Raw genomic sequence first — 11825 nt, 5'->3', positions numbered from 1 at the left:
CTAGTCGTAGTGGGGTGGGGGCTATCGGCCTCGCGCAAGGCCGATAGCCCCCACCCCAACCCCTCCCCTGAAGGGGAGGGGCTTCAGTTGCGCCGAACATCCGCTCACCACCCCGCACCCGCCATTCCACCCCGCATCCCCCTCCGACCTTGCCATGCCGCGCCCAATCACTAAGCAGGGGGCGATGGCCGCCACCGCTCCCCGACCCGCCAACAGCAACGCCGTCGCCTCGGGCGCGACGCCGATGATGGCGCAATATTGGGCGCTGAAGGCCAAGGCCGGTGACTGCCTGCTTTTCTATCGCATGGGCGATTTTTTCGAGCTGTTCTTCGACGATGCCAAGGCGGCGGCGTCGACGCTCGACATCGCGCTGACCTCGCGCGGCGAACATGACGGAGCGCCGGTTCCGATGTGCGGCGTCCCCGTCCACGCCGCCGAATCCTATCTCGCGCGCCTGATCCGCGCCGGGCACCGCGTCGCGATTGCCGAACAGGTCGAAACCCCTGCCGAGGCCAAGGCGCGCGGCGGGTCGAAGGCGCTTGTCGCGCGCGACATCGTTCGTTTCGTCACCGCGGGCACGCTGACCGAGGAAAGCCTGCTCGAAGGGCGCAGCGCGAACCGCCTCGCCGCGCTCGCGCAGGTCGGCAGCGAGGGCGAGGTGGCGATCGCCGCCGCCGACATCTCGACCGGGCGGTTCGAAGTCGTCGCGGTGCGCGCCGAAGCGGTCGATGCCGAACTTGCGCGGCTGGCACCGTCCGAACTGCTGCTCAGCGAAAGCGCCGAAGACCTGCCCCTCTCGTCGGCGCGGCAGATCGTGCGCCGTCCGGCGGCGGATTTCGCCAGCACCGGCGCCCAGAAACGGCTCGAAAGCTTTTACGGCGTCCGGACGCTCGAAGGTTTCGGCCAATTTTCGCGCAGCGAGATCGCCGCGATGGGCGCGCTGGTCGCTTATCTCGACCATGTCGGCACCGGTGCCCCGACCTTTCTCCAGCCGCCGGTGCACCACCGCGCGTCGGACCGCATGGCGATCGACGCCGCGACGCGCGAAAGCCTCGAACTCGTCCGCACGATGACGGGAACGCGCGAGGGCAGCCTGCTCGGCACGATCGACCGCACCGTCACCGCGGCGGGCGCGCGCCTGCTCGCCGACGATATCGCGAGCCCGCTCACCGATCGCGCGGCGATCCTCGACCGGCTCGACCTCGTCGACAGTCTCGCGCAAGATGCGCTGTGGCGCGGCGATCTCCGCGCGGCGCTCCGCGCGCTGCCCGACGCCGGACGCGCGCTCGGCCGCCTCGTCGCGGGGCGCGGCGGCCCGCGCGACCTGGCGCAGCTGCGCGACGCGCTCGAGGGCGCGCGGCGCCTGCGCGAACGCCTCGCGCGGCGCGCCGACCTGCCCCCTTTATTGGCGCGCCTGCTGCCCGGCCTCGACGGCCATGGCGCGCTCGTCGACGAACTGACGCGCGCGCTCATCGAAACGCCGCCGGTCGACGCCGCGCAGGGCGGCTATATCGCCGAGGGTTACGACCATGCGCTCGACGCGCTGCGCGAAACCGCGCGCGACGGGCGCAAGGCGATTGCGGCATTGGAAGCGCAATATCGCGACCGCACCGGCATCGCCTCGCTCAAGATCCGCCACAATGGCGTACTCGGCTATCATGTCGAGGTGCCCGCGAAGCACGCCGACGCGCTGATGGCGCCCGATAGCGGCTTCACCCACCGCCAGACGCTCGCGGGGGTGGTGCGGTTCAACTCCTCCGACCTCCACGACGCGGCAACGCGCGTGACGCAGGCGGGCGTCCACGCGGTCGCCGCCGAGGGAGCACATCTCGAAGCCTTGACCGAGGCCGCGGTCGCGCGGCGCGAGGCGATCGCCGCCTCGTGCGACGTGCTGGCGCGCCTCGACGTCGCCGCGGCGCTTGCCGATCATGCGATGAGCCACAATTGGTGCCGCCCGGATCTGGCGGACGAACCGTGTCTCGATGTTGTCGGCGGTCGCCACCCGGTCGTCGAAGCCGCGTTGGCCAAGGCGGGCGAACGCTTCGTGCCCAACGATGTGTCCTTGTCGGAACGCGACCGCCTCTGGCTCGTCACCGGCCCCAATATGGGCGGCAAATCGACCTTCCTCCGCCAGAATGCGCTCATCGTGGTGCTCGCGCAGGCGGGGGGCTTCGTCCCTGCGGCGTCCGCGAAGCTCGGGCTCGTCGACCGGCTGTTCAGCCGCGTCGGCGCGAGCGACAATCTCGCGCGTGGGCGCTCGACCTTCATGGTCGAAATGGTCGAAACCGCCGCGATCCTTGCGCAGGCGACCCCCAACAGCTTCGTCATCCTCGACGAGGTCGGGCGCGGCACCTCGACCTACGACGGGCTCGCGCTCGCCTGGTCGGTGGTCGAGGCGGTGCATGAAGTAAACAAGTGTCGCTGCCTCTTCGCGACGCATTATCACGAACTCACGCGCCTCGCCGAAACGCTGGACGCACTGTCGCTACATCATGTCCGCGCGCGCGAATGGCAGGGCGATCTCGTTCTCCTCCACGAACTCGCCGACGGCCCCGCCGACCGTAGCTACGGTCTCGCCGTCGCGCGCCTCGCCGGGGTTCCCGCGGGCGTCGTCCAGCGCGCCGAGGCGGTGCTGGCGAAGCTCGAAGCCGGACGCGAGAAAACCGGCGGCCTCGCCGCGGGGCTCGACGACCTGCCGCTGTTCGCCGCAACGCTCGCCGCTGCGCCCGCCGAAAAACAGGATGCGCTGCGCGAGGCGCTGGCAAACATCGACCCCGACGCGCTCGCCCCGCGCGAGGCGCTCGACGCGCTTTATGCGCTCAAACGCCTGCTGGCGGACGAGGCATGAGCGACATTTTCGACAAGCTCGAGGCGCGCCGCGCGATCATCGATCGCCGCGCGCTTGCGGGCCAGCTCGACGCGATCGCCGCCGAGACGCAGGATTCCGCCGCGCGCCGCCGCGCGATGGTCGCGCTGGTCAAGGCGGCGCTCGACGACGGGCGCGCCGAGATCGAACGGCGGCTGCTCGCAAACCCCTCGTCCGGCCGCGTCGCGGCGCAGGCGACCGCCTTCCTGATCGACCAGATCGTCCGCCTCAGCCACGATTTCACCGTCCAGCATCTTTACCCGGCGAACAACCGTTCGGCGGGCGAGCGTATCACCTTGATCGCGGTCGGCGGCTATGGCCGCGGCGAAATGGCGCCGCACAGCGACATCGACATCGGCTTTTTGACCCCGTTCAAGCAGACAAGCTGGACCGAACAGGTGATCGAGGCGCAGCTCTATACGCTCTGGGATCTGGGGCTGAAGGTCGGCCATTCGTCGCGTTCGCTCGACGAGATGGTGCGCGCGGCAAAGGACGATCTCACCATCCGCACCGCGCTGCTCGAAGGGCGCTTCATCTGGGGCGACCGCGACCTGTACGACCAGGCGGCGGCGCGCTTCGATGCCGAAGTCGTCGCGGGCAATGCGCGCGCCTTCGTCGCCGACAAGCTCGCCGAGCGCGACGAGCGCCACAAAAGGATGGGCGATTCGCGCTACGTCGTCGAACCCAATGTGAAGGAAGGGAAGGGCGGCCTGCGCGACCTGCACACGCTCTTCTGGATCGGCAAGTTCATCCACCGCGTGCGCACGGTGCCCGAGCTGGTCGATGCCGGGCTGCTGTCGGCGCGCGAGCTCAAGCAGTTCGCGCGCGCCGAAAATTTCCTGCTCGCGGTGCGCTGCCACCTCCATGTCCTCGCGGGCCGCGCCGAGGACCGGCTGACCTTCGATTTCCAGCGCGAGATCGCTGCGCGCATGAAATTCGCCGACCGCCCCGGCAAAAGCGCGGTCGAACGCTTCATGCAGCTTTATTTCCTCCATGCGAAAAGCGTCGGCGATTTGACCGGCACTTTCCTCGCGCATCTCGACGATCAGATGGCGGCGCGCGGGCGGCGTTTCCTGCCCGCGATCCGGCGGCGGCCGGGCAGGCTGAACGGCTTCGTCCTCGACCGCGGCCGCCTCGCGCTCCCCGCGGATGATTTTTTTGAGGCCGATCCGGTGCGGCTGATCGAGATTTTCGCGCTCGCCGACAAGCACGGCCTCGAAATCCATCCGCAGGCGATGCGCCAGGCGCGCCACGACGCCAAGCTGATCGAAACGCACCGCGTGCGCCGAAATGCCCGCGCCAACGCGCTGTTCCTCGACGTGCTGACGTCCCCGCGCGACCCCGAAACGGTGCTGCGCTGGATGAACGAAGCGGGAGTGTTCGGCCGCTTCGTGCCCGATTTTGGCCGCGTCGTCGCGCAGATGCAGTTCGACATGTATCATCACTATACCGTCGACGAGCACACGATCCGCGCCATTGGGCTGCTGTCCGACATTGAGCAGGGGCGGCTCAAGGAGGATCATCCGCTCTCGACCGCTATCATGGACCAGATCCATTCGCGGCGCGTCGTCTATGTCGCCGTCCTCCTCCACGACATCGCCAAGGGGCGTGGCGGCGACCATAGCGTCCTCGGCGCCGAGCTCGCGCTGCGCGTCTGCCCGCGGCTGGGGCTGAGCGATGCGGAGACCGAGACCGTCTCGTGGCTCGTGCGCTATCACCTGCTCATGTCGGCGACCGCGTTCAAACGCGACCTCGCCGACTTCAAGACGATCCTCGACTTCGCGCAGGTCGTCCAAAGCCCCGAGCGCCTGCGCCTGCTGCTCGTGCTCACCGTCGTCGACATCCGCGCCGTCGGCCCCGGCGTGTGGAACAGCTGGAAACGGCAATTGCTCACCGAGCTGTTCGACGCCGCCGAGGAAGTGCTGCGCCTCGGTCACAAGCAAAAGGGCCGCGAACAACGCATCGCGAGCAAGAAAGAGGCTGTCGCCGCGCAATTCGGCTTCGATCAAAAGACCTTCGACAAGGTCGCAAAGCGCCTGCCCGAAAGCTATTGGATCGCCGAGCCGGTTGAGGTCATCGCCGCCAATCTCGTCCATATCCGCCAGGCGGGCGACGCGCCGCTGCACATCGCCGCAGTCCCCGACGACGATCGCGGCGCGACGCTGGTGATGGTGCTCGCCGCCGACCATCCGGGGCTTTTCTATCGTATCGCCGGGGGCATCCATCTCGCCGGCGGCAATATCATCGACGCGCGTATCCACACGACGCGCGACGGCCTCGCGCTCGATAATTTCCTCGTGCAGGATCCGATCGGCCGCCCCTTTGCCGAAACGGGGCAGATCGCCCGGCTGATCCGCGCGATCGAGGACGCGCTCGCCAACCGCCACAAATTGCTCCCCAAACTCGAAGCCCGCGCGCTCCCGCGCACAAGAGCCGAGGCGTTCCGCGTCGCCCCCAATGTCTTTGTCGACAACAAGGCATCGAACCGCTTCACCGTGATCGAAGTCAACGCGCAGGACCGCCCCGCACTGCTCAACCAGCTCGCCTACGCACTCTTCCAGTCCAAGGTCACCGTCCACAGCGCCCACGTCGCCACCTATGGCGAGCGCGCCGTCGACACCTTCTATGTCACCGACCTGATCGGCGACAAGATCGACAGCGCCGCGCGGGTGAAGTCGCTGGAAAAACGCCTGCTGGAGGCGGCAACGAGCGCGAGCGAGGAAGCAGTGGCGGCTTAGCGCTCCTTGCGCTGCGTCTCGCGCCAGACCTGCCAGTCAACCGGTTCGCTCTCGACCAGCTGCAAATCGTCCGGATCGAAGCGATCGACGAACAGCACCAGATTCTGGCACGCCCAGCGTGCGCTCGGTGCCAATATCCCATCAAAGCCCAGAAATTGCGCCGCGTCGCCGATTTCCTGGCACCGGTCATAGGTCAGGCTGGCATAGGTTTCGCGGCTGACGCCCAGCCCCTCCAGCGCCTCCAGATCGGCAATCTTCAGCGTTCGCGTCGTGCGCACCGACAGCCGGTGCAGCACCGAACGCAGCTTGGACGGAAACACCGGCTGGCGGCTCAGGTGGAAATGGATTTCGGCCAGCGCGCCCTCGCGCGCCAGCGACGTGTACAGCACGTCGAACGTGCCGGGGTCCCAGCGCGCCCCGGCCGGATAGCCCTGCAACACGTCGCGCTCCGCACGCACGATCCGCCAGACATCGCCCTCGAACGATATGCCGTCGTGGCTGTCGATCAGGTCGAGCAGCTCATGATCGCGGGCGCGCCGTTCGCTCAACCGCCGAGCCTTTAGATAAACGCCCCGGCGTCGAGCCGCTCGATCACCGCCAGCACCTCCTCGGTCCGGTCGGCGTTGATCAGGTCGATCGCGCGTTCGTTGTTCAGCAAGGGGTGGCGCGAATGCAGCCACAGCCGCGCCTCATCGGCGGTATAGAAATCGGACAGGCGATCGACGACATAGCGCAAATCGGCGATGATCGTCTGCGTATGCAGCGTCGGTGTCGCATTGCCCCGCAACCAGCGCGACACCGTCGCGGTCGAGACATCGACTATATTGGCAATATCCTTGCCCTGAAGCCCGCCATAGGTCTTCAGGTCATCGAGAATGCGGGTGACAGCGGTTGACATAGCCAATCCTCTCTCGTGGAGGAATTACGTTTTGATTTCACGAAAGTCAATTATGAAATCAAAACGTAATCACAGTATGATGTCGAAATGCGGCGGGCCAGATTGGTGATAAGATCGACAGAGTGGCGCGTGAGGTCGCTGGAAAAGCGACTGCTGGACGCGGCGACTTCTGACCGGTCAGTTTGTCCGGAAGCGGATAATGCCAGTTTGAATCTGCGCTACCATTCGACCACCGGCAGGAAAACGCGGCATCTGAAATTCAAGAACTTCTATGTGCTCTTTGATCGCGGACAACAGCGTCGGTCCAGGGCCGCAAAGAGATATCCTGCTCAGTTCAGCGAAGCGGTCTTGCCGAAAGCGTTGAGCATTAAAATCACGATCACAAGTCACTAGGATGCGCCGGGCTTTGAGCGCGGTCATGCCGACCACAGGATCAGGTGAATCGTCGGGTATATGGTGGCGAAGAAGAAGAACGCTGTGGCCGCGTCCGCGTAAATATCGACAGATGGAATCGGGCACGTTCTGATCCAGAAAGAATCGGAGCTTTGGCCGTGCAGCGACCATTACGCAGCTTTGCAACTTTCATGGGATCGGATCGCCGCTTCAATGTCAGTTTCGGTGAGGTCAGGAAATTCTCGGAGAATTTTGGTTATCGAATATCCTGCCTTATGAAACTCTATCACCATTGAGACTGGAATCCTCGTGCCGCTGAAAACCAATTCGTTATGGGCGACAAACTTTCCTCGAGTGAACTGTCCAATATCATCGTTACGATTGTTGAGTTCTTTTATACGATTCCGAGTGTTCTTTATTACCACCCGAAGAGGAATGTTAAAGACTTTCTGACCAGAAACGACATCCTCACGTTTTTTGGTTGTGGGGTCCTCTAGCACGACTCGCTTACCAAGAACGTACAGAGTTGTTCCGCTCCACTTTCTATCACCGAAGTGGCTCAGTTTTGCCGAGACTTCTCGCAAATGGCCGAGGGGAATTTTCTTGTCATTCCGTAAGTCGTTGAGAACTTGGAGCGATACGACATCCCGGAAAGAGTAGAGGCGGCCAAACGGAATATGTTGCCTTCCTGCCCCGAATGTAGCTGGGAAAAACCCTTCTTTATCCCATTGACGGAGTTGATAGATCGACACACCGGAAATGCGAGAGGCTTGCTCCTCGCTGAAAGCGCCAATGACGTTTTCGTCTTCCATAGATGGAATCCTAGAGTAGGCGGGGCGCTCCGCCAAGCCGTATAATAAATAGAACTTCACCCGCAGCACTGCATCCACTTTCAGCGCCGCGGATCGCGCTCTCCCCTCGGCGGTCAGCGCTGCTCGGGCGGGATGTCGCGCAAGCGGAGCGAATGCGCGCGAATATTCGCGGCGTCATAGCTCACCCGGCGGCGCTGCGTCGATGGCGGCTGGTGGACGCGCAATACGCCGGGGCGCCATTCGTTCGCGGGGCGAATCGGTCGCGGCACGAATCCGCCGCCGCAATTCGGGCAGACATTGAACAGGATGTTGTCGACGCAATCGGCGCAAAATGTGCACTCATAGGTGCAAATGCGTGCGTCCAACGCATCAATCGGCAAATTGCGATCGCAATATTCGCAATTCGGGCGAAGCTCGAGCGCCATTTTTCCTCCCTGAACCAGCCATTCGGGAAACGCGGCTTCGCTCGTCACGCCGTCTTTGTCCAGTCACCTTTGGCGAAGAACAAAGCGTTCAAAACACTTGTTCTACCCCCGCAGCACCGCCCCCACCTTCGCCGCTGCCGCGACCACCTTGTCGGCGATCGCCTTCAGCTCGGCGTCGGTGAAGCTTTTCTCCACCGGCTGCAATTCGACCTCGACTGCCAGGCTCACCTGACCCTCGGGCACGCCCTGGCCGGTGAAGCGGTCGAACAGGCGGGCGCCGACGATGTTCGCCTTGTCGGCGCCGCGGATCGCGCGGACCAGGTCGGCGGCGGTCAGGCTCGTCGGGGCGAGGAAGGCGAAGTCGCGGCGCACCGATTGCAGCGCGGGGGGCGCGAACGCTGCGCGTGCGGGGCCGCTCGCGCGCTTCGCGGGAATCGCATCGAGGAAGATCTGCACCGCCATCGCCGGGCCGCCGACGTCGAAATGGCGCGTCAGCGCGGGGTGGAGCGCGCCAAATTCGGCGAGCACCGCCTTGGGGCCGAGCCGCAGCGTCGCCGACTGGCCGGGGTGCCAGATCTGGCCCTCGCTCACCGCCTCCATCACCTGCAAGCGGTCGGCGGGCGCGCCCGCAGCTTCAAGCAAGGCCAGCGCCGCGGCCTTGGCATCGAACGCATCGAAGGGCGCGGCCTTGCCCGCCTGCCATCCGCGCATGTTCTTGTCGCCCGCCATCAGCACCGCCAGCGTCGGATGCTCGGCATCGGACAGGTAGCGGCGGCCGATTTCGAACAGGCGGATGCTGTCAGCGCCGCGGTTCTGGTTGCGCGCCGCCGCGGCGAGCAGGCCGGGGAGCAGTGAGGGGCGCATGACCTTCAGATCTTCGCTGATCGGGTTCGCGAGCGACCAGTCGCCGCCGCCGAAGGGCGCGGCTTCCGGCTCGGAAATGAAGCTCCACGTCACCGCTTCGTGAAAACCCGCCGCCGCCGCGGCGCGGCGCATACGGCGTTCGAGCATCTGTTCGGGGGTCGCGGTGGGCTTCGCCACGCCATCGCTGCGCGGCAGCGGCACCGACGCGATCGCATCGAAACCGGTGATGCGCGTGACTTCCTCGACCAGATCGGGGGCGCCGTCGATGTCGCGGCGCCAGCTCGGCACCGCGACCTGCCAGCGGCCGCCCTGTTCGATGACGGTGAAGCCCAGCGCGGTCAGGATGTGCTGCTGCCGCTCGGGCGCAATGGCGATGCCGCCCAGCGTCGCCGACAGCGTGGGGTCGTAATCGACCGTCTTCACCTCGGCGGGCGGCGTCCCGGCGCGCGTGACCGCCGACGGCGTACCGCCGCAGATCGCGAGCACATGCGCGGTGACGATCGCGGTCGCGTCGTCGAGGAACGCCGGATCGACCCCGCGCTCGAAACGGCTGCGCGCATCGCTGGCCAGGCCCAGCGCCTGTCCGGTCAGCGCGATGCGCTCGGGGGTGAAATAGGCGACTTCGATCAGCACGTCGCTCGTCGTCTCGCTGCACCCGCTATGCTCGCCGCCCATGATGCCCGCGATGTCGTGGACGCCGCGCTCGTCGGCGATCACCGTCATCGTGTCGGTGAGCGTGTAATCCTTGCCGTTCAATGCGGTGACCGTCTCGCCCGCCTTTGCGCGGCGCGCGACGAGTGGCCCGGTCAGTTTCGCGCGGTCATAAATATGGCTGGGGCGGCCGAGGTCGAACATCACATAATTGCTGATGTCGACGAGCGCCGAGATCGAGCGCTGCCCGACCGCTTCCAGCCGGCGGCGCATCCATTCGGGCGCGGTGCCGTTGGCGACGCCGCTTATCGTACGGCCGTAAAAGGCGGGACAGCCTTCGGGATCGTCGGTACGGATTTCGGTCGCGGGCGCACCCTCGCCGATGATCGTCGGCACGTCGAGCGGTTTCAGCGTGCCGAGCCCCGCGGCCGCTAGGTCGCGCGCTAGCCCACGCACGCCCATGCAATCCTGCCGGTTGGGGGTGATCGAAATGTCGATCACCGGGTCGCCCGCGCCGCTGTAATCGGCAAAGGGGGTGCCCACCGGCGCATCGGCGGGAAGCTCGATGATCCCGTCATGGTCGTCGCCCAGCTCCAGTTCGCGCGAGGAGCACATCATGCCGTTCGATTCGACCCCGCGCACCGCGGCGACCTTCAACTCCATGCCGTTCGCGGGCACCACCGCGCCGGGCAGGCCGAGCACGCCGACCAGCCCCGCGCGCGCATTGGGCGCGCCGCACACGACGGTCAGCGGCGCTTTGCCGTCACCGCTATCGACGGTCAGCACCTGCAATTTATCGGCCTGCGGGTGTTTCTCGGCGGTCAGCACCTTGGCAACGCGGAAGCCCGCGAGCTTGTCGGCGGGATTCTCGACGCCTTCGACCTCGTGGCCGATGCGGTTGAGTGTGGCGACCACATCGTCAACGGTGAATTCTCCGTCCAGATGCTCGCGGAGCCAGTCGAGGGTGATCTTCATGCCGAAATCCCCCCGCTCAGCGTCGGCACACTCAGCGCGCTGAATCCATAATGCGCCAGCCAGCGCAGGTCGCCATCGAAGAAGGCGCGGAGGTCATCCATGCCATATTTGAGCATCGCGAGCCGATCGACCCCGACCCCGAAGGCAAAGCCCTGCCACTCGTCGGGATCGAGCCCGCAATTGGCGATCACCCGGCGATTGACCATCCCGCTGCCGAGCAGCTCCATCCACGCATGACCCGCGTCGTCGCCGTTGCCGCCAACGATGCGGCGGCCTTTCTCCTGCTTATAGCCGACATCGACCTCGGCCGAGGGTTCGGTGAAGGGGAAATAGCTCGGACGCAGGCGGAGCACGATGTCGTCGCGCTCGAAATAGGCCTTCAGGAAGGTCTCGAGCGTCCACTTCAGGTGCCCCATATGGATGCCGCGGTCGATGACGAGACCTTCGACCTGATGAAACATCGGCGTATGCGTCGCGTCGCTGTCGCTGCGATAGACGCGGCCGGGGGCTATGATCCTGATCGGCGGCGCTTTTTCCATCATCGTGCGGATCTGCACCGGCGACGTATGCGTGCGCAGCAACATCCGCTGCGCGGCACCTTCGCCAACTTCCGGAAAATAAAATGTATCATGCATCGCCCGCGCCGGATGCGTCTCGGGAATGTTGAGCGCGGTGAAATTGTGCCAGTCATCCTCGATCTCGGGCCCCGTCGCCACCGCGAAGCCCATGTCGGCGAAGATTTCGGCGAGTTCGTCCATCACCTGCGAAACCGGATGCACGCTGCCGCGCGGCGCCGTGTCGGCGGGCAGCGTCATGTCGACCGCTTCGGCCGCCAGCCGCGCCTCGAGCTCGTTGGCGTCGAGCGCCGCCTTGCGCGCTGCGAGCGCCGCGGTCACGCTTTCGCGCAGCGCGTGGATGAGGGGACCTTTCGCCTGCCGCTCATCGGGGCTCATGCCGCCCAGCGTCTTCAGGAGCGCGGTGATGCTGCCCGCCTTGCCGAGCGCTGCGACGCGCACGGCCTCGACCGCTCCGGCATCGGCCGCAGCTTCGATGTCGCGCAACAGCTGCGCTTCGATGGCCTCGATATCGCTCTTCATCATTCGTCCCGTTCCGGCGGCGCTCACGCTGTCGGCCGCATCAAGTGTCGATTGCAAGGATAGGCGGCTGCCCGCGCGTCCGTCGCCAGCCGCTTGCACCGAAGCT

General features: G+C 65.8%; 9 protein-coding genes. 2 read left to right on the top strand and 7 right to left on the bottom strand.

Translation table 11 applies throughout. The features are described 5' to 3' along the window. The first annotated feature begins 184 nt into the window (after window positions 1-184). Both mutS and VSX77_RS07360 read left to right on the top strand, forming a co-directional pair. Complete coding sequence (gene mutS, locus VSX77_RS07365) at window positions 185-2848, top strand: DNA mismatch repair protein MutS (protein ID WP_338427000.1); 2664 nt, start codon at window positions 185-187, stop codon at window positions 2846-2848. Further along, on the top strand, window positions 2845-5604 hold the full coding sequence (locus VSX77_RS07360) for a [protein-PII] uridylyltransferase (protein ID WP_338426999.1): 2760 nt from the start codon (window positions 2845-2847) through the stop codon (window positions 5602-5604). The genes mutS and VSX77_RS07360 overlap by 4 nt, the downstream gene beginning before the upstream one ends. On the opposite strand, the gene VSX77_RS07355 is transcribed toward VSX77_RS07360, so the two are convergent. The 7 genes from VSX77_RS07355 to pheS form a co-directional block, all read right to left on the bottom strand. Continuing rightward, window positions 5601-6152: an RES family NAD+ phosphorylase gene (locus VSX77_RS07355; protein ID WP_338426998.1), complete on the bottom strand. Its 552-nt coding sequence runs from the start codon at window positions 6150-6152 to the stop codon at window positions 5601-5603. The genes VSX77_RS07360 and VSX77_RS07355 overlap by 4 nt on opposite strands. A gap of 11 nt (window positions 6153-6163) precedes the next feature. Continuing rightward, on the bottom strand, window positions 6164-6502 hold the full coding sequence (locus tag VSX77_RS07350) for an antitoxin Xre/MbcA/ParS toxin-binding domain-containing protein (RefSeq protein ID WP_338426997.1): 339 nt from the start codon (window positions 6500-6502) through the stop codon (window positions 6164-6166). 177 nt (window positions 6503-6679) lie between these two features. Then, window positions 6680-7066: a DUF5615 family PIN-like protein gene (locus tag VSX77_RS07345; RefSeq protein ID WP_338426996.1), complete on the bottom strand. Its 387-nt coding sequence runs from the start codon at window positions 7064-7066 to the stop codon at window positions 6680-6682. Beyond that, complete coding sequence (locus VSX77_RS07340) at window positions 7066-7707, bottom strand: DUF433 domain-containing protein (protein ID WP_338426995.1); 642 nt, start codon at window positions 7705-7707, stop codon at window positions 7066-7068. Before VSX77_RS07340 ends, VSX77_RS07345 begins: the two co-directional genes overlap by 1 nt. A gap of 113 nt (window positions 7708-7820) precedes the next feature. Then, the gene (locus VSX77_RS07335; RefSeq protein ID WP_338426994.1) at window positions 7821-8180 is read right to left on the bottom strand and encodes a DUF1272 domain-containing protein; all 360 of its coding nucleotides are present in this window, start codon (window positions 8178-8180) and stop codon (window positions 7821-7823) included. Window positions 8181-8234: 54 nt separating this feature from the next. Continuing rightward, entirely contained in the window at window positions 8235-10622 is a 2388-nt protein-coding gene (gene pheT / locus VSX77_RS07330) for a phenylalanine--tRNA ligase subunit beta (protein WP_338426993.1), read from the bottom strand. Further along, window positions 10619-11719 carry a phenylalanine--tRNA ligase subunit alpha gene (pheS, locus tag VSX77_RS07325; protein WP_338426992.1) on the bottom strand — a complete coding sequence of 367 codons (1101 nt, stop codon included), beginning with the start codon at window positions 11717-11719 and terminating at the stop codon, window positions 10619-10621. Before pheS ends, pheT begins: the two co-directional genes overlap by 4 nt. Window positions 11720-11825: the final 106 nt, after the last annotated feature.

The sequence above is a fragment of the Sphingopyxis sp. TUF1 genome, from assembly GCF_036687315.1.
Lineage (GTDB): Bacteria > Pseudomonadota > Alphaproteobacteria > Sphingomonadales > Sphingomonadaceae > Sphingopyxis > Sphingopyxis kveilinensis.
This window is presented reverse-complemented; position numbering and strand designations above follow the sequence as displayed.